This window comes from Geobacillus sp. B4113_201601 (assembly GCF_001587475.1).
GTDB classification, from domain to species: Bacteria; Bacillota; Bacilli; order Bacillales; family Anoxybacillaceae; genus Geobacillus; species Geobacillus icigianus.
The window spans coordinates 59,752-77,706 of record NZ_LQYX01000094.1 but is presented as its reverse complement, the minus strand read 5'-3'; the positions used below and the strand labels follow the sequence as shown (position 1 = coordinate 77,706).

Sequence of the window (17,955 nt, the reverse complement as noted above, 5' to 3'; positions counted from 1 at the left end):
CCACGGGGATGCAGATGCGTCAAAATCAGAAAAATGATTTTTGAAACGAAAAAGGACGATCCGATGATCGCCCTTTACTTCAACTTCGCGCGCAAATACGCGTCAATAAACACGTCAATCTCCCCATCCATCACCGCTTGCACGTTGCCAACCTCGACGTTCGTCCGATGGTCTTTGACAAGCGAATACGGATGGAAAACGTACGAACGGATCTGGTTCCCCCAGCCGATTTCTTTTTGCTCACCGCGCAGCTCGGCCAGTTCAGCTTGCTGCTCCTCGAGTTTCTTTTGATACAATTTCGCTTTCAACATATTCATCGCTTTTTCGCGGTTTTGGATTTGCGACCGCTCCGATTGGCACGTGACGACGATCCCGGTCGGCAAGTGGGTGATGCGCACCGCCGAATCGGTCGTATTGACGTGCTGTCCGCCCGCGCCGCTGGAGCGGTACGTGTCAATCTTCAGCTCATCCGGACGAATCTCGATTTCGATGTTTTCGTCCATCTCCGGCACGACTTCGCATGACACAAACGACGTGTGCCGGCGGCCCGAGGCGTCAAACGGCGAGATGCGGACAAGCCGGTGCACCCCTTTTTCCGCTTTTAAATAGCCGTAGGCATTCCGGCCTTTGATAAGCAGCGTGACGCTTTTGATCCCCGCTTCCTCGCCCGGCAGGTAGTCGAGCGTTTCCACTTTGAACCCTTTTTTCTCCGCCCAGCGCGTGTACATGCGCAACAGCATCGACGCCCAGTCTTGCGACTCGGTGCCGCCCGCGCCGGGATGAAGTTCCAAAATCGCATTGTTTTGGTCGTACGATTCGTTGAGCAGCAGCTGCAACTCGAACTCGCTGAAGTCTTTCGTCAATGTTTTCGCTTCTTCCACGAGCTCAGCCTGCAGCTCCTCGTCCGGTTCTTCTTTCAACAACTCGTACGTCACTTCCAAATTGTCAAACCGTTCCTGCAGCGACTCAAACTCGCCAACCAAATCCTTGAGCCCATTCACCTCGGCAATGACCGCCTGCGCCGCTTTCTGGTCATCCCAAAAACCGGGGGCGGCCATTTGCTCCTCTAATTCGCGAATGCGCTCCCGCTTCACATCGAGGTCAAAGAGACCCCCTGATTTCCGCTAATCGCTTAGCCATTTTCTCGAGCTCTTGTTTGATTTCCGCCAAATCGATCATGTTGTCCTCACCTCATCATGAATATCGTATGCCAATCATTCATCGTTGCCATGGAAAAGGGAGGTCGAGCCTCCCTTTATTATTTATAAACGGTCACACCGCTCTTCCGCAACAATGTTTATACTTTTTCCCGCTGCCGCACGGGCACGGGTCGTTGCGGCCGACGCGCACCGCCTTGCGGACCGGTTTTTTCTTCGGCTCCTCACCGTCTTCCTTCGGATGAACCGCCTCGCCTTTCGCCACTTCCTGGCGCTCGAGATTATACTGGATTTCCGCTTTCATGATATAGGTGGCGACTTCCTCTTCAATCGAGGCGATCATGTTTTCAAACATCGCATACCCTTCCATTTGGTATTCGCGGAGCGGATCGACCTGCCCGTAAGCGCGCAAATGGATGCCTTGGCGGAGCTGCTCCATCTCGTCAATATGGTTCATCCATTTCATGTCAACGGCGCGCAAGACGACGACGCGTTCAAACTCGCGCATTTGTTCGGGCGGAATTTGCGCTTCTTTTTCATCATAACGCGCTTTGACTTTCGCCCAAATGAGTTCGATCATCTCTTCCGGCTCTTTGCCGCGCAAGTCGGCTTCCGTCACATCGCCTTCCGGAAGCAGATGGGCGTTGAGATAATCGACGAGCCCTTTTAGGTTCCACTCTTCCGGCAAGTCTTCTTTCGGGGTATGAGCGTGGACGACGCGCTCGATCACCGATTGGATCATCTTTTCAACAATGCCGCGCAAGTTGTCGGAATCGAGCACTTCGTAGCGCTGGCGGTAAATGATTTCCCGCTGTTCGCGCAGCACATCGTCGTATTGAAGCAGCTGTTTGCGGGCATCGAAGTTGTTGCCTTCCACCCGTTTTTGCGCCGACTCGACCGCTTTCGTCACCATTTTGCTTTGAATCGGCTGCGAGTCGTCCATGCCAAGGCGGTCCATCATGGCCATGAGGCTCTCGGAACCAAAGCGACGCATCAGCTCGTCTTCAAGCGACAAGTAAAACTGCGACACCCCCGGGTCGCCTTGGCGTCCGGAACGGCCGCGCAGCTGGTTGTCGATCCGCCGGCTTTCATGCCGTTCCGTGCCAATGACGGCTAATCCCCCGAGCTCTTTGACCCCTTCGCCGAGCTTAATGTCCGTCCCGCGCCCGGCCATGTTCGTCGCGATCGTCACCGCGCCTTTTTGCCCGGCTTGGGCGATGATTTCCGCCTCTTTCGCATGGTTTTTCGCGTTTAAGACGTTGTGCGGGATGCCGCGTTTTTTGAGCATCTCGGACAGCAGCTCCGATGTCTCGATCGCCACTGTCCCAACCAGCACCGGCTGCCCTTTCGCATGGCGGGCGGCGATATCTTCAACAACGGCGCGGAACTTCCCTTCCATCGTGCGGTAAATCAAATCCGGACGGTCTTCGCGAATGACCGGACGATTCGTCGGGATGACAACGACGCGCATGTTGTAAATGTTGCGGAACTCCTCTTCCTCCGTCTTCGCCGTCCCGGTCATCCCCGCCAATTTTTCATACATGCGGAAGTAGTTTTGGAATGTAATCGTGGCTAAGGTCATCGACTCGTTTTGAATCTCGAGCCCTTCCTTCGCCTCGATGGCTTGATGCAACCCGTCGCTGTAGCGGCGGCCGTGCATCAAACGCCCGGTGAACGGGTCGACGATGATCACTTTGCCGTCTTGCACGACGTAATCAACGTCGCGCTGCATCGTCACGTGCGCTCTAAGCGCCAGCTGAATGTGGTGGTTGAGCGTGACGTGTTTCAAATCGAACAAGTTATCGATGCCAAACGCCCGCTCAGCTTTGTTCATCCCTTCCTCAGTGAGCTGGACGCTTTTCGTTTTTTCATCGTATGTGTAATCGACGTCTTTGCGCAACGTGCGCACAAACGCGTTCGCCTGCACGTACAGCTTTGTCGACTTTTGCGCCGTACCGGAAATGATAAGCGGCGTCCGCGCTTCATCGATCAAAATCGAGTCGACCTCGTCAATGATGGCGTAATAAAGCGGCCGCTGCACAATATGCTCCTTATAGAGGACCATGTTGTCGCGCAAATAGTCGAAACCAAACTCGTTGTTCGTCCCGTACGTGATGTCGGCGTTGTACGCCGCCTGCTTTTCTTCGCGCGACATGCCGCTCAAGTTCAAGCCGACAGTCATGCCTAAAAACTCGTACAGCTTGCCCATTTCCGTCGCGTCGCGCGTCGCCAAGTATTCGTTGACCGTCACGACATGCACGCCGCGCCCTGTCAAGGCGTTCAAATAGACGGGCATCGTCGCCGTCAACGTTTTCCCTTCCCCGGTTTTCATCTCGGCGATGTCGCCTTCATGCAAGACAACGCCGCCCATAATTTGCACTTTATATGGGTACAAGCCGAGGACGCGCTTCGCTCCTTCGCGCACAACAGCAAACGCCTCAACAAGCAAGTCATCGAGCGATTCGCCTTGCTGATAGCGGGCTTTAAACTCCTCGGTTTTTTGCCGCAGCTGTTCATCCGACAATCGCGCCATCTCCGGACCGAGCGCATCGACTTGGTCAGCGATTTTCTCCAGTCTTGCCAACTGACGCTTGTTCGGGTCAAATACGTTTTTTAAGACTCCAAGCATAGGAAACGCTCCTTATTTTTCATGGACTCACTTCTTCATCATATCATTAGACAGGGATCGGTGACAACTGTTGTACAGGCTTAGAGAGGGGCATGTCCAAGAGGAGGGGATCACGCCTTGGACTGAAGCTGCTCAATCGCCGCTTCCGCATGGTGAAGGCGCCGATTCAGCGCATCAATTTCAAAACTTTTCTCCTCTACTTTTTCATGAATTTTGCGCAGCCATAGTTGCACATCATCCACAAGCTGCGTTTCGACGCGATGAAGCGTTTCTTTCACTTCCGCCAACTCCGCTTCTACACGGTCTAATCGTGCTTTCACCTCTCCCATTTCTTGTTCAAGCCGGCTAATGCGCTTGTTCATTTCATCGACGCGTCCTTCAAGCGCTTCAACACGAGTCGTCAGTGAACCCATTTGCCCACTCATTTCTGCTAAACGGCCATCGATCTGCACAAAACGCTCATTCATTTGAGCAAAGCATTCGTCAATCCGAGCAAACCGTTCATCAATCTGAGCAAACCGTTCATCAATTTGCGCAAACCGCTCATCAATCTGGGCAAATCGCTCGTCAATCTGGGCAAATCGCTCGTCAATCTGGGCAAATCGCTCGTCAATCTGGGCAAATCGCTCGTCAATCTGGGTAAACCGTTCGTCAATCTTCGTGAACCGTTGGCGAGTTTCTTCTTGAAACGCCAAAAATCCTTTTTCCATGTTATCCAACTTGAACAATATTTGCCGCAGCAGTTCTTCCATCGTTCTCCCCCTTTTGCTCTGTTCACACATATTATAGCATCCCCTGCCAAAAAAAGCAGGGGATGCGTATAGAAGAGTGGTTCAATTCGCCTCGATGAGCCCGTATTTGCCGTCTTTGCGGCGATAAACAATGTTCGTCCGGTTCGTTTCCGCGTTCGTGAAAATAAAGAAGTTGTGCCCTAACAAATTCATCTGCAAAATCGCTTCCTCGCTATCCATCGGCTTTAAGCTGAAATGTTTCGTGCGCACGATTTCAAATTCATCTTCGCTCTCGGCCGCGCTAGGACCGTTGGGCACCGGAGCGGTCGCCTTCATTTCTTTTTCGCGGTCGCGCAGCTTCCGGTTCACTTTCGTTTTATGCTTGCGAATTTGCCGCTCCAATTTATCGGCCACTAAATCAATGGCCGCATACATATCGTTATGGCGCTCTTCAGCCCGCAGCAACAAATGCGGCATCGGAATGGTCACTTCGATTTTTCCTTGTCCATCATTATATACTTTTAAATTGACATGCACATGCACGTCGTCAGTCCCCTCAAAGTAGCGGCCCAATTTCCCAATTTTTTTCTCCACATAGTCGCGCAAAGCTGGCGTGACGTCAATGTTTTCCCCGCGAATGTGATACATCATCGCTGACCACTCCTTCTCTGTACAAACTAAATAACCCTTTACATCATTTTATTACCCTGTGATCTCCGCCTCCAATCAAAAAATTTTCAGGAGTTTTCGGAACTTAGAAAGACTGCCATAGAAGTGTCGGTTTACATTTCAAACGGAATGATCATTATGAATGGAAGTCCTATTTTCTCTTATCATAGAATCGCCCGTCATATGTCTCAACATATGCAAACGTATTTTGATAGGAGCGCTGCAGCCTTCTCTTCTGATGCCATCTTTCCCAATCCGCTTTTATACTCTCGTATAACCGAAACAGCCCTTGCTGAATATCCCGTTCCATTTCTACGATTTTCTCTGCCTTCTGCCGGTTTACGTTTTCACATGATTGCTCTTTTAATCTGCTGATTATTTTTTCCCTTTCCGCTAACAAGTGCTCCACTTTGGCTACTTGTTTGTCACGCTCATCCACCGGATGCTGAAGAACCGCCAGCAAGCGTTCTGAACAAAAGACAAGCTGCTCGATCAAATCCATTAAACTTGATCTCCCTTAAACTGTTTTTGGCGCGTTAAACGAATAACCTCTTCCCATGTATCACGGAACTCGATCACAAACCCTTCGACTTCTTCAACAATCGAAATATCGTTTTTGATGTTCGCTTCAATGAGCCGTCGGTTCATATACTCGTACATAACCATCATCTGTTTAGCCACTTCGTATTTTTGATTTAATGTCACCATAAGTTCTTGAATAATTCTTTGCGCTTTTTGCAAATTTCTATTGCGCTCTTGTACGTTTTCCTCACTCATTGCCTGCTTAGCTTTCGTTAAAAACTTCAGGCAACCGTTATACAGCATCAATGTTAGTTCACCCGGTGAAGCAGTGCTCACACTGTTTTGTTTGTAAACTTGATGAAATTGCTGAGTAGTCATCTATTAGCATCTCCCTATATCAATGATCATCAATATCCCACTTACATCCCTCGACCAAATTGCCCCATAAGAAACGCTGATTGCTGATTTGCTCTTTGAATGGCTTGTTCCATTGCTGTGAATTGTCTCCAATACCGGGATTCAATATCCTGAAGATGTCGTTGAACATCTGAGATTCGATCTTCAACATCCCTTAGCTGCAAACCAAGAGAATATTGATTTTCTGTATAGGTCGGTTTCCCAGCCTTTTTTTCAATATTGGTCATCATCCCTTTCATTGTATCACGAAGTCGTTGCACGATGCCGCGGGTATCAGAAGTGACCTGACCAGTGTTTGGATCTTTGCTAACAACGCCATTTTGCGTCAATGTTTTCGCAACCTTATCCACATCACTTTCGAGCGCCTTTCGCAACTTGTCATAATTAATCACCAGTTTTCCGCCGCTCGAAATCTCACTGGTTGTAGTAATTCCTAATTCAGAAAGAGTGTCAATACCATTGCTACCGATTCCATCTACCCTACTGTATAAATCACGACGCATTTGCGACAAGCCAGTTGAAATGATTGAATCTCCCCGAAGCAATCCGCTTTTCGCTTTTTCTTCCCACAGCTCAACTTGCTTTTCCGTCATTTCCTTTTTTTGTTCATCAGTAAGTGGCGGGTAATCGCGATAACGCTTTTCACGGATTTTATCATTCAATGCGCCAATTAATTCATTGTATTTTTTTACAAATTCTTCAATTTTGCTGATCATGGCATCCATGTCAGTCGAGGAAGCAACTGTCACAGGAGTAGAAGTTACTGCTTTCAATGTATACTCTATACCGTTAATGGTAAATGTATTAGACTGCCTTTCCATTTCTAGTCCGTTCAATGTGAATTTTGCGTTTTTTCCTCCATTGGCCAAAGAAGTAACACCAGAATTGCCGTTTTGGTCATTTCCGATACCAAAACCGAAAATCGTCGCAAAAATATCATCGCCTGTCGCCGTTTTCACATAAACCTCTGCTTTATCGACATCGGTGCTGTCCAATGTACCAGTTGCCCGAGCAGAAATTCCAAGTTTTTTGGAGCCGTCATCAAAAATCGCATTGATATTTAAACTGGATTGATTCAGCTTCTTCACAACATCAGCGATCGTATCATTCGGGGAGAACGTTAGCTCTTCCTCTTTATACACTCCGTTAGCTTGCAGCGCAACGATGGTGATCTTCGTCTCTGCCGCTAACCCTTTTTCGCTTAGTTTGGTGGCCAAAGACGCATTTCCCACTTCCCCCGAAACACCTGTGGCAGCCATAGCCAATTGGGAAACGGTGATCGTATTGGTTGAATCATACGATGAACCCAAAGCTTTCACACTGACAGCCGCTTCGTTTGATGACGTCGCTGTTTTCTGATAAAAGGTACTGGACAACGTAAAATGATCAAATAAATATTGATCGAAATCCGCTAATTTTTTGTTGATTTCACGATATGCATCACGCTGCCACTCAAAAATTTGTTTTTTCTGATATAATTTGTTAAGAGGAGCACGCTCTGCCTTCATCAAATCATTGACAAGCTTATCAATATCCATTCCACTTGCTAAACCCCCGACTCGCATCATTTCCATTCCACTCACCCCTTTTTAAATTTTTTCATCAACAATCATGCCAAGAAACTTTTGCATCGTATAAAACGCGTCTAGCAATTTTTTCGGAGGAATTTCCCTTATCACTGTTTCGGTGTCATCATCAATGACTTGCACATAATACTGGTTTAGCTCTTCATGCAGTTTAAACTTAAGAGAGCGGCTATGAATTTCTAGAAATTCATTTAACTTTCTAGTAATTTCTTCGACCTTTTTCTTCGATACAGGCGCTTCGTCATTAGCCTCACTCTGTTGCTCCATCATTTTTTGCATCAAAACTGAGCCTTCCTTGGATAGGTGAGGAATATACACATCATGCACCGACAAGGAATTTTCGATTTTCATCCTTCTCTTCCTCCTGTACTCTTTTGCTACTGTTTATATCGGTTCCTATTGCGAATATTTAAAGTTTCAGCGAAAAAGTCGATATATAAAATGAACAGACCATTAGAGAAAATGGAGGTGAACTTATGAAAATACAAAACCAATCTGCGATTGTCTTTTCCACCCACCGCTATCAGCGAAATGTCACGAATTTGACCAAAACACTGGAGAAGCTGTCCTCCGGGTTACACATTTATCGTGCGAGTGACGATGCGGCAGGATTAAGCATTTCAGAAACATTGCGAGCGCAAATAAGAGGTTTGGCCCAATCACAGCGAAACATGCAGGACGGCCTTTCCGTGTTAAAGGCAGCCGAAGAAGGACTGATGAACGTCAATCACCTGCTACAACGCGTGAGAGAACTGGCAACGCAAAACGCCAATGATACACTTGACGGGAATGACCGCGCCGCCAGTCAAAAAGAATTGGATCAGCTGCTCCAAGCCATTGATGATACTGCAGAAAAGCTCGAGTTCAACACAAAGAAAATTCTTGGCGAAACCATACCGCTAACATTACAAGTCGGGGCCAATCCCGGTCAAACCATTACCGTTGACATAGTAGATACAAGCACTATTAGTCTTGAGCTTAACGGAGCAACGCTATTAACGCGGACAGAGGCCGAACAATTGATCACAAAGGTGGACAACGCGCTAAAAAAAGTAACAAATCACTTAACAAAAGTCGGGGCTGATTACGAAGCGCTTGAACATCATCTGAACAATACGATGTTAAAAGAAACGAGCTTAACCACATCGGAATCGATGTTGAGAGACACCAACATCGCCCGCGAAATGATGAACTACATAAGCGGGAAAATTCGCCAACAAGCGGATTACCTTCTCATTTCTCATATGAACCGCAATGTGGAGGAAACGTTAAAATTACTGATGTAATCATACGACAAGGCTGTCTCAAGAAGTCGTTTGAAACGACGAGTCGAGACAGCCCTCATTTTTACAATGTCCTGCTTATCTGCCGCTGCCTAATCAGTTATCATCAGCGAAATATTCCGATTTTAGGAAATCGAAAATGAGAGACACAGGACGAGTGCACATTTTCTCTTTCTCACAAGCCACCAAACCAACACAACGGCACTTTACTGCTCTGCTAGCGCATTGACTAGCTTAGGCTCCACATGTCCTAACTTTCCATCTAAATAATGATCAACGATGTCGTTATGAAAAGTCTGGTAAATCAGCCTTAAATGTTGTGGTGTCCAATCAGTTGCTACAAATAATTTTCCGTTGGATTTTTGCGGCACGTAGTTAGGTACCTTGCCACTTTGAAGCCTTTTTAATATTTCAACAAGGTCAGCCGCCACCTTTTTCACCGCTTTGCATGCTACATCATGAATACCATCTCCATACTCGAGTTTAGGTACCGAGTGGTGAACAATATCTCCCCCATCCAGTTTAGACGTTAAACGATGGATCGTCATTCCCGCCCAGTTTGGCCTTAACATGTAAAACGGCCAAAATAGCGTTATATTTCCACGATACCAAGGGGAAAGCCCGCCGTGTATATTCCATGCATAATCAGGCAACCTGTCAATTACATGGTCATCAATTTTATGTACGCCATACGTCAGTACAACATCGGGTTGTTGTTCTTGTAACCATTGAAGCATCTTTTCACCATTCAACTCAGATTGATGAATGACCAATGTAGGAATATCACCCAAAACTTTTTTGTGTTCACCAAAAAAAGCGTACTCTGCCTCTTCCCGTTCACGAAAATGACGAATAAAGTTTTCGCGATCAATCGGTTCCAACCCTTCTGGAGGGGCAGGTACAAAAGCCTCTCTCTCTTCAATCATGTGGCCATGTAGCAACCCATTTTCTAACAACGTATTAGCAACATAGTAATGACGAGGATGAGAACCCGACAAAAGCACTATTTTCATACAGATAAACTCCTTTTTTCGTAATATGGACCTTCTAACAATCCTTTCCTTTTTAGTAACTGAATCATATCTACAAAATCATGGAAACAGTAACCTGAGATTTCGGCAATATCCAATAAAGAATGCTCACCATCAGAATAATTGAGCAAAGTCAGTATAACATTTAATTGTTTTCGTTGGTCCCTTTTAAAATTAGTAGACGCATCTCGATTTAAAGGGGTGTTCATATCAGGATATAGGCCATGTTTATCCAATTTTACTTCCCCAAACGGATTCACATTCACATAGTAGCCATTCCATTCTTGGATTTTTAAGATTCGTTCAATCTCATCAATGCTGTCTACTATTTTTTCAATCGTCATGACCTCTTTTGTATCCAACGAATTATGGTAGCCATCATATTGTCCATAAACCATCCTAGCAAATTGTCCAATCGGCAAATTAAACCCAGGAGAACAATATTGCCTTTCGTCCGATCCGTTAATTGGTGTAAACGGTCGTACAACAATATCCATTTCTCCTGTTGACATCAAGTAGTCTACAATTTTATTAATTGGAGCATTTTTGTTTCTTGATCTTTTAAAACTTAAAGGATAATTTTTTCCACCCAAACATGTTAAAACAAAGCCTGAATAAACATGTTTACGTAAATGTTCTCCAAAGCGATGTAAATATGCAATTGATCCAATTGTTTCAGGGACAAATACAAAGCGATAAGTAAAGTTTCTTTCTTTCCATTTTTTTAACCGGTTGTACAAGAAAGCAGCTACTAATGGTCCGCTTAATTCATTATTCGCCATTGATGGATGACAAATATAGGTACTAATTAAAATCTCCTTATCCGATTTCCCCGGCAAAATGGCATGTGCATAATTTAACTCACCATTTTTCAGTTCACTATCTATAAATACATGATAAATGCCTTGCTTTAAACTTTTGAATTGATTGTAGGACATACAAAATCCCCAGCGCTCTTTATAATACGATGTCACATACGGAATTGCTTCTGGTAAATGAGGAATAGTGTGAATAAATGGTTTTAATTCTTCTAAGGACATTTTTTTATTAACAGGAATACTATAATTCAAAACGTGTAGATTATGATTTTTCATATTTACAATTTCATTACCTTCTTCATCTTTAATCCATGCTTCCCTAATCACCCATTCCTTAGGTATTTCCCAATCAAATACCTTTGTACCCGTTTTAACAGAAAACATTTCTAATGGAATATATTTTTTTAAAATACTAATTGTCTTTCTAACACCTTCACCCGTTATACTTCGAGTAATAGGGAACAGTTCATCAAACAACTGATCGATCAATTCATATTCCTTATTCATGGTATGCTCCTTTCGCTGTAAGCGAACCTAGATGGCTGGTGATTTACTCGTGGATATGGCTTTGCCCTCTCGTTTCTCAACTAGAAAAACCTTATTGCATCAGTCCTGTTTTTCACACGTTCTCCATTCATGAAGAGAATCAGCGGCTTTTCACCAGCCTCCTAGGCAACAGCTTACACGATGGTTCTTTTCACCGCCTCAATGACATCATTCACATCTTTATCCGTCATTTTTGGAAATATCGGCAGTGTCAATGCTTGTTCATACCAATGCTCCGCTTTTGGACAAATCCCTCTTCGATACCCCAACTTTTGATAGTAAGGGTGCCAATAAACCGGAATGTAATGTACATGAACACCAATGTTTTCGGCGCGAAGACTCTCAAAAATTTCTCTGCGGCTGCGTTTTAGTTTATCCAATTTTAATTGAAGCACATACAGATGCCAGCCGGATTGAGTTCCTTCAAGCTGCTTTGGTAAAATAACAGAATCCATCGTTTTCAACGCTTCATTATACATGTTGGCAATTTCGCGGCGTCTTTCAATAAAACGATCCAACTTGTCCATTTGTGAAAGCCCTAACGCCGCTTGAAGATCCGTCATCCGATAGTTATACCCTAAATCTACCATTTCATAATACCAAGGGCCTTCATCTCGTGACAAATTATACTTTATAATGCCGTGCGAGCGAAATCGTTTTAGTTTTTCATAATACTCCGCTGAATCGGTTACGATGACTCCGCCTTCTGCTGTTGTCACCGGCTTGACAGGATGAAAGCTAAACATCGTCATATGCGCTAACGTTCCGACTTTACGCCCTTTATACTCAGCCCCGAGAGAATGGGCACCATCTTCAATGACGATCAAGCCGTACTCATTGGCGATCTCCATGATTGCATCCATATCAGCTGGCTGCCCGGTAAAATCAACCGGAATAATCGCTTTTGTATTTGGCGTAATATGCTTGCGTATTTCTTTCGGATCAATGTTGTACGTCCGATCATCAATATCTGCAAATACAGGTTTTCCCCCGCAATAAAGAACAGCGTTGGCAGTAGCGGCGAATGTAATCGGCGTCGTAATCGCTTCATCCCCCTCGCCAATCTCCGCAGCAAAACAAGCGCCGTGAAGAGCTGCCGTTCCATTTGAAAACGCCACGGCATACTTCGCTCCAACATAATCAGCGACTTTCCGTTCAAACTCTTGAATTTTTGGCCCTTGGGTTAAATAGGGAGACTTTAGCACATCTACGACTGCTTCAATATCGTCATCCGTAATCCATTGTTGTCCATAGGAAAGGAAAGATTCCCTTTTTTTCATTGTTCCACCTTCATTTACAACAATATATCCCAGCTTAATGGTGTTCCTTTTTTTACATCTTTCTTCACCGCTTTTCCAAGAACTACATCATAATATTTGGGCGGCAATCCATGTCCAGGCCGAATGGCGCGAACATTCTCTTTTGTAATGAGATCGCCTGCCTTTAAATCCTCTGCAATATAAAGAGAACGCCGATGTTCAAGGGAAGGCTTTTCGGCATTAGTAGGACCGTAATGGATCATACCTAGGCTGAGCCAAGCCCGTTCTGTTTCTTCGACAAGCATTTTCATTTCATGAGGCTCTAGCGAAAACGCAGCATCCACCCCGCCTTCTACACGGGAAGTGGTGAAATGTTTTTCGATGACTGTTGCTCCAAGCGCTACCGCTGCTACCGCAGTGCCAATCCCCATCGTATGATCAGACAATCCCACTTCAACTCCAAATAATTGTCGCATATGTGGAATCGTCACAATATTCGAGTTTTCTGGTGTCGCAGGATACGTACTTGTACATTTCAATAATATAATTTGATTATTCCCTTGTGAACGAACCGCTTGAACGGCCTCATCTAGCTCTGCAACCGTAGCCATTCCTGTTGAAATAATAACCGGTTTCCCTGTAGCAGCCACTTTTTTAATTAACGGAATATCTATATTTTCAAACGAAGCGATTTTATAAGCCGGCACATTTAATGTTTCTAAAAAATCCACTGCCGTTTCATCAAAGGGAGAGCTGAAAGCAAGCAATCCGTGCTTTTTACAACGTTCAAAGATCGCTTCATGCCATTCCCACGGAGTGTACGCTTCTTTATACAGGTTATATAAAGATTGGCCTTTCCAAAGATTCGTCTCACTTTCGATAAAAAATTCACCTGTATGAATATCTAAAGTCATCGTATCAGGGGTGTATGTTTGCAGTTTAACCGCGTCGACACCTGCTTCCGCTGCAAGATCAACAATTTTTAACGCCCTTTCTAAAGATTGATTATGGTTGCCCGACATTTCGGCGATGATGAATGGTTTGCGATTGATACCAATCCAACGATCTCCTATTCGAATACCGTCACTCAAGATGTGATCCCTCCAAAATAGCTTGAACAACTGGATGAACCATATATTTTACTTTGTTGCCCAACAATTCTAACGCTTTTTCACTCATATATGCAAGTTCATCAGGTGATGATATGGCTCTATTCAATATATCGGCATAATCCATCACTTTTACATCCCTATACCAACCTAAATTCCAAACCGCCCCGTATTCAGCTGTATCTTTCACCGATTGTCTTTGATTCTCAGCAACTATGGTAACAATGGAAGGAAGACCGAGAAAACATCTCTCCCACATCGTCACTCCACCAGCTCCGCAAGATAAATCCGCCTGCGCCATGAGTTCAGCGAGATCATTAATTTGACAATGGTAATTGATGTTCATTTCAAGGCACATTTCCTCGATTTTCGAACGTTTTGGATTAGCTTTACCGACGACAACATCCACTTTCACAGGTGTGAAATGCAAATCCCGCAAAGCCTGCAATACTTTCTCCGTTTCATTCGTTGGATCGCTGCCGCCAAAAAACAAGAGTAGCCGCCGAACTTGTCCGTTGCGAATCGGTGCAGATTGTCTAGCCTCCTCAAATTCTGGCCGCAACAACAAATATTTTGGACCTAAAAACAGACGGCAACTAGACGGCACAAGTCCATGATACCGCTGTTGCGCCTGCCGGTAATAGTTTTGATCCAACAAAATATCACATTCATGAGGACGGTTCGCTAAATCATCAATTACCATCACACGCCTAACATAGGCTTTCACGTTTTCTTCCCAGCGGCGATCAAGCTCATAATGATCAACAATGCACCAATCGATCGGCTGAGGAAATCCTCGCACTACGTCAATCGTCCATTGGGCGTCCATCTCTTGCGACAATGGTCCATCATAAGTTAGACGGAACACAGGAAACCCTCTGCTTTCCACCTCATCACAAAAATCCCCTACTCCCACTCTCATCGCAAAATATACAGCACAACCAGCTTCTTTGAGCATTCTCGCCAATGTCAAACAGCGCATCACATGACCGGTGCCGATCACAAACGACGAATCAACACGAAATAAAATATTCATCGTCCTATTCGCCTCTATTTCTATTTAAGCCATAAAATGTTTGTGATAAATAACAGTCTCAATGATTTTTTTTGCTCTTGCCAACCAAGTATGCTTTTCTATCACCTTTTTCCTCCCATTTTCAGCGATTTTTTGCAACGTTACTTTATCGTCCAAAAATGACTGTATCCTATCATAAGGATATGAAGTAAAAGAATACGAAAGAAGGTCCTCTCCGTCTTTAAATTCACTTTGTAAGAATAGATTGTTGTCTGTCAAACTAACGGCTCCATGTAGCATAGTCGTAAAGATTCTCTCGTGACCACCACGCATTTTACACCACCGGCTTTTGCTGAACATGCGCGTTGATCAGTGCCACATCCGGATGATGAAGCAAAAAACGAACGACCTCGCGTGAACGAACAAATCGGTCTCCTTTGAAATAGTGGGCAATTGCCCTACATAATTGATAATCTTCTTCGGTATCGAGTGTGATGCGCAACTGGGGATGCTGAATCTCCTTCGGCGCTTGAATATATGTACGCTGAAATTCATCGGGAAACTCATACGCATAATAAGTCACGTGCTCGCGATGCCGCGGCTCTTTCCCATGGTGATATATATATTCGAGCGCTGAAAATGACACCATTTCAACGACTAAGCCACGCGGCAAATCTCCTTCTACAATCACAATATCAGCTGGTTCAACCTCCATTGCTTCAATAATTCGGTCCGCAAGTTCATAATCAACAAAAGGGCAATCCGCCGTCACACGAATCACATAATCAGGCTGATAAGGCTTTGCGCATTCATAATAGCGCGCTAGCACATCATCCTCCGATCCGCGGAAGCACCGAACGTGATGCTGTTTGCACCACGATTCAATCACATCATCCTGCGGCAGCACAGAGGTTGCGACAATAACCTCATCTACCTGTTTCACTTGCTGACATCTGGAAACAACATAGTCTAACACCACCGTCTCCCCAAGCGGCATCAATACTTTTCCTGGCAAACGGGACGACCCCATGCGTGCTTGGATGATGATTAAAGTTTTCAAGGTTATCCCTCCCCTTCCCTAATATCGATGATCAGATCGGTTGGATACCTTATTTGTCTCTTTTCGGTCTCTGAACGAACAAAAGGATAATCATCTAAATTTTTTCCTTGCGATTCAAGAAAAAACCAGTAAAAACTATCCAATCCGACTTCTATGCTTAACGTAGAAGCCCCGCCAAAACGACTATTGCACTCTATAATATGAAAATCTCCTTGATTATCCATGATCACTTGCATTACAATATGACCATATAATTTCAAACATTTAGCAACATCTCCGCACATACGTTCTAATTTTTCGTTTTTTATCGTTGTTGTTACTTGCGATTCCCCGTTTACGACATTGTCCCTTGTTCGCGCTACTACTCCTTTAACGTCTCCTGTACGGGTGATGTAAAGATCAACACTGATTTCCATCCCTTGAATAAACGGTTGGAAAATAGGTTCTTCTAATCTCTTAGCGTGCAATACTGCCTCTTCGCTTGATAAATTGATCCCTATGCTTCTCGCTCCAGATCCGTAACGTTCTTTGACGACATAATGATCAAATTCTAATTCTTGAACCGATAAGGACGTCGGAATCGCTGGAAACCCATTTTCAGTTAAAACTTTGTAAAAACGCAGCTTATCAAGACAGGTTTGGACAGCTTCTGGTTCAGAGACCATGACGGAAATCCCATGTTCCTTCAATAATCGACGATAAAAGGAAAAATAAAGAAGCTCACCGTCTCTTGTCGGGATCAAAAAACCAATGTTTTTTTTCTTACAAAACAAAATAAACTCTTCAATTTTCACATCTTCCAAAGAAGGCATTTCCCAAAATTCATGAACAAAATATCGACCGATACAACTCGGATTTATGTCGGCGCCAATTAAAGCCATAGAAGAATTCATTTTTCGCATCGCCTGCTGAATAGCTTGCAACATCGGTATTTTTTTTGAAATACTAGTTACTAATACATTAATACATACCACCCCTTTATTTTTCGCATCTTATGTAATCAATTCGGTTAATGAATAAATCAAATCATCCGCCTCATACTCTCCTGAAAGCCTCGTTTGCATATGATCACCAACATCACGAACGATACGAACCGTTCCCATTCCCAGTTTTCTAGCGGTAATAAAATCTTTGTTTGGATTATCCCCTATATATACACAATCGCCAAAATCTAAATGCAAATATTCAACCATTTTTCGATACGGAGTCTCGCTAGGTTTCCAATGTTCCTCCCCCAAATCACCAGTGACAATAATATAGTCAAACAGCTTTTCTAGATGAAGCGCCTTCACCTTGGCCCATTGCATTGTTGAATCTCCATCAGTAATAATCCCTAGCTTTTTTCCTTTTTCTTTTAAATAGAAAATTAATTTTTGCGCATCATCATATAAGGAAATATTAGGTGTATGTCTGCGATAAAGACGAACTAAATGGGAAACATCTATATCGATATTTAACTGTCTACATACTTCATCAAACACTCGACCACGACCATTTCTTTTCCATTCAGCAATAAGCATTTGATAAATCCCACTTATATCCATATCCGACCGATAGTTCGCGAGCTCATTTGCCACAACCCAAAATCCCGATTTTACGTAATCGTGTTCGCAATATAGGGTATCGTCAAGATCAAAAATGTATCCACTGTAAACCATAAGTCACCTCAAGATGATACAATTAACTCGTGAATATCAAATAACGAAAATATCATTTACAGGTCAATCAATTTAACAACTGTAGATGAGCATTTTTCATTACAGTCATTTCCATGCCCTAAGAGACAAACAGGGTACCCCTTAGGCGACATGAAGCTGTTTTTTGATAACATTAATAGGAATATCTTGATCAGCGGTGTTGCAAATGAACTCAACTAGGCTGTGTCCTTTCCAAGACAGAAGAAGCTCTAGGCCGGAAGAGAGGTCTTGTTGAGATTCCGCGATGCTGGATACGCAGGAAAATAGCACCACGGCCCCATCCCGTTTCACCGTCCGAACGTGGCGAACACGGGTAGCACCTGACTTCAGCCAGTCTTTGGCCTGCCGGATCGTCCAGTGCTGGGCATCGTCAAGCAGGATGTCTTCGTCACCCAGCTCCCGGTTGGTGTCGAAGACAACATGGAA

Annotated in this window: 18 protein-coding genes and 1 pseudogene; 1 reads left to right on the top strand and 18 read right to left on the bottom strand. The window is 44.5% G+C overall.

The genetic code is table 11. The annotated features are described in order from the left end of the window. Window positions 1–74: 74 nt before the first annotated feature. The 8 genes from prfB to flaG all read right to left on the bottom strand — a co-directional run bounded on the left by prfB (window position 75) and on the right by flaG (window position 8,062). Window positions 75–1,176, bottom strand: a protein-coding gene (prfB, locus tag B4113_RS13655) for a peptide chain release factor 2 (protein ID WP_369802277.1) whose coding sequence is annotated in 2 segments (ribosomal slippage) — window positions 75–1,103 and window positions 1,105–1,176 — 1,101 coding nt in all. Because the reading frame shifts where the segments join, the coding sequence is not laid out codon by codon here. 96 nt (window positions 1,177–1,272) lie between these two features. Next, window positions 1,273–3,786 (bottom strand): preprotein translocase subunit SecA, encoded by a 2,514-nt coding sequence (gene secA / locus B4113_RS13650; protein WP_061912571.1) that lies wholly within the window; start codon window positions 3,784–3,786, stop codon window positions 1,273–1,275. Between the two features lie 110 nt (window positions 3,787–3,896). Then, window positions 3,897–4,538, bottom strand: coding sequence for a septation ring formation regulator EzrA (locus B4113_RS13645; protein ID WP_061912570.1), 642 nt, complete (start codon window positions 4,536–4,538; stop codon window positions 3,897–3,899). Window positions 4,539–4,619: 81 nt separating this feature from the next. Continuing rightward, window positions 4,620–5,168: a ribosome hibernation-promoting factor, HPF/YfiA family gene (gene hpf, locus B4113_RS13640; protein WP_033017827.1), complete on the bottom strand. Its 549-nt coding sequence runs from the start codon at window positions 5,166–5,168 to the stop codon at window positions 4,620–4,622. A 169-nt stretch (window positions 5,169–5,337) separates the two neighbouring features. Beyond that, window positions 5,338–5,688, bottom strand: coding sequence for a hypothetical protein (locus B4113_RS13635; protein WP_061912569.1), 351 nt, complete (start codon window positions 5,686–5,688; stop codon window positions 5,338–5,340). After that, window positions 5,688–6,086, bottom strand: coding sequence for a flagellar export chaperone FliS (gene fliS / locus B4113_RS13630; protein ID WP_061912568.1), 399 nt, complete (start codon window positions 6,084–6,086; stop codon window positions 5,688–5,690). Before fliS ends, B4113_RS13635 begins: the two co-directional genes overlap by 1 nt. Window positions 6,087–6,127: 41 nt before the next feature. Continuing rightward, window positions 6,128–7,699 carry a flagellar hook-associated protein 2 gene (locus B4113_RS13625; protein WP_061912567.1) on the bottom strand — a complete coding sequence of 524 codons (1,572 nt, stop codon included), beginning with the start codon at window positions 7,697–7,699 and terminating at the stop codon, window positions 6,128–6,130. 15 nt (window positions 7,700–7,714) lie between these two features. Further along, complete coding sequence (flaG, locus tag B4113_RS13620; protein ID WP_033017832.1) at window positions 7,715–8,062, bottom strand: flagellar protein FlaG; 348 nt, start codon at window positions 8,060–8,062, stop codon at window positions 7,715–7,717. Window positions 8,063–8,187: 125 nt separating this feature from the next. Here flaG and B4113_RS13615 point away from each other — a divergent pair, with 125 nt between their 5' ends. Further along, window positions 8,188–8,997, top strand: coding sequence for a flagellin (locus B4113_RS13615; protein WP_033017835.1), 810 nt, complete (start codon window positions 8,188–8,190; stop codon window positions 8,995–8,997). Between the two features lie 203 nt (window positions 8,998–9,200). Here B4113_RS13615 and B4113_RS13610 read toward each other — a convergent pair whose 3' ends face one another. From B4113_RS13610 to B4113_RS20665, 10 genes and pseudogenes are all read right to left on the bottom strand, one after another. Then, window positions 9,201–10,007, bottom strand: coding sequence for a formyl transferase (locus B4113_RS13610; protein WP_033017836.1), 807 nt, complete (start codon window positions 10,005–10,007; stop codon window positions 9,201–9,203). Then, a complete protein-coding gene (locus tag B4113_RS13605) occupies window positions 10,004–11,350 on the bottom strand; it encodes a DUF4910 domain-containing protein (RefSeq protein WP_033843073.1) in 1,347 nt (448 codons plus the stop codon). The genes B4113_RS13610 and B4113_RS13605 overlap by 4 nt, the downstream gene beginning before the upstream one ends. Window positions 11,351–11,523: 173 nt before the next feature. Further along, on the bottom strand, window positions 11,524–12,669 hold the full coding sequence (gene pseC, locus B4113_RS13600; RefSeq protein ID WP_033022876.1) for a UDP-4-amino-4,6-dideoxy-N-acetyl-beta-L-altrosamine transaminase: 1,146 nt from the start codon (window positions 12,667–12,669) through the stop codon (window positions 11,524–11,526). A 14-nt stretch (window positions 12,670–12,683) separates the two neighbouring features. Continuing rightward, window positions 12,684–13,670 carry a pseudaminic acid synthase gene (pseI, locus tag B4113_RS13595; protein WP_051962789.1) on the bottom strand — a complete coding sequence of 329 codons (987 nt, stop codon included), beginning with the start codon at window positions 13,668–13,670 and terminating at the stop codon, window positions 12,684–12,686. A gap of 61 nt (window positions 13,671–13,731) precedes the next feature. Beyond that, on the bottom strand, window positions 13,732–14,793 hold the full coding sequence (gene pseG, locus B4113_RS13590; protein ID WP_033022878.1) for a UDP-2,4-diacetamido-2,4,6-trideoxy-beta-L-altropyranose hydrolase: 1,062 nt from the start codon (window positions 14,791–14,793) through the stop codon (window positions 13,732–13,734). A 24-nt stretch (window positions 14,794–14,817) separates the two neighbouring features. Continuing rightward, window positions 14,818–15,105, bottom strand: a complete 288-nt coding sequence (locus B4113_RS13585; RefSeq protein WP_255358723.1) for a glycosyltransferase — start codon at window positions 15,103–15,105, stop codon at window positions 14,818–14,820. Between the two features lies 1 nt (window position 15,106). Beyond that, on the bottom strand, window positions 15,107–15,832 hold the full coding sequence (locus B4113_RS13580) for a cytidylyltransferase domain-containing protein (protein ID WP_033022889.1): 726 nt from the start codon (window positions 15,830–15,832) through the stop codon (window positions 15,107–15,109). A gap of 2 nt (window positions 15,833–15,834) precedes the next feature. Next, window positions 15,835–16,806 carry an ATP-grasp domain-containing protein gene (locus tag B4113_RS13575; RefSeq protein ID WP_235207655.1) on the bottom strand — a complete coding sequence of 324 codons (972 nt, stop codon included), beginning with the start codon at window positions 16,804–16,806 and terminating at the stop codon, window positions 15,835–15,837. Window positions 16,807–16,824: 18 nt separating this feature from the next. Further along, window positions 16,825–17,490, bottom strand: a complete 666-nt coding sequence (locus tag B4113_RS13570; protein ID WP_061912566.1) for an HAD family hydrolase — start codon at window positions 17,488–17,490, stop codon at window positions 16,825–16,827. Window positions 17,491–17,631: 141 nt separating this feature from the next. Next, window positions 17,632–17,955: pseudogene (locus B4113_RS20665) on the bottom strand (IS701 family transposase); the annotation flags it as partial.

Coding starts and splice junctions, on each gene's coding strand:
- secA (WP_061912571.1), bottom strand. CDS start 3,786: ATGCTTGGAGTCTTAAAAAACGTATTTGACCCGAACAAGCGTCAGTTG.
- B4113_RS13645 (WP_061912570.1), bottom strand. CDS start 4,538: ATGGAAGAACTGCTGCGGCAAATATTGTTCAAGTTGGATAACATGGAA.
- hpf (WP_033017827.1), bottom strand. CDS start 5,168: ATGATGTATCACATTCGCGGGGAAAACATTGACGTCACGCCAGCTTTG.
- B4113_RS13635 (WP_061912569.1), bottom strand. CDS start 5,688: ATGGATTTGATCGAGCAGCTTGTCTTTTGTTCAGAACGCTTGCTGGCG.
- fliS (WP_061912568.1), bottom strand. CDS start 6,086: ATGACTACTCAGCAATTTCATCAAGTTTACAAACAAAACAGTGTGAGC.
- B4113_RS13625 (WP_061912567.1), bottom strand. CDS start 7,699: ATGGAAATGATGCGAGTCGGGGGTTTAGCAAGTGGAATGGATATTGAT.
- flaG (WP_033017832.1), bottom strand. CDS start 8,062: ATGAAAATCGAAAATTCCTTGTCGGTGCATGATGTGTATATTCCTCAC.
- B4113_RS13615 (WP_033017835.1), top strand. CDS start 8,188: ATGAAAATACAAAACCAATCTGCGATTGTCTTTTCCACCCACCGCTAT.
- B4113_RS13610 (WP_033017836.1), bottom strand. CDS start 10,007: ATGAAAATAGTGCTTTTGTCGGGTTCTCATCCTCGTCATTACTATGTT.
- B4113_RS13605 (WP_033843073.1), bottom strand. CDS start 11,350: ATGAATAAGGAATATGAATTGATCGATCAGTTGTTTGATGAACTGTTC.
- pseC (WP_033022876.1), bottom strand. CDS start 12,669: ATGAAAAAAAGGGAATCTTTCCTTTCCTATGGACAACAATGGATTACG.
- pseI (WP_051962789.1), bottom strand. CDS start 13,670: ATGTCGGGCAACCATAATCAATCTTTAGAAAGGGCGTTAAAAATTGTT.
- pseG (WP_033022878.1), bottom strand. CDS start 14,793: ATGAATATTTTATTTCGTGTTGATTCGTCGTTTGTGATCGGCACCGGT.
- B4113_RS13585 (WP_255358723.1), bottom strand. CDS start 15,105: ATGCGTGGTGGTCACGAGAGAATCTTTACGACTATGCTACATGGAGCC.
- B4113_RS13570 (WP_061912566.1), bottom strand. CDS start 17,490: ATGGTTTACAGTGGATACATTTTTGATCTTGACGATACCCTATATTGC.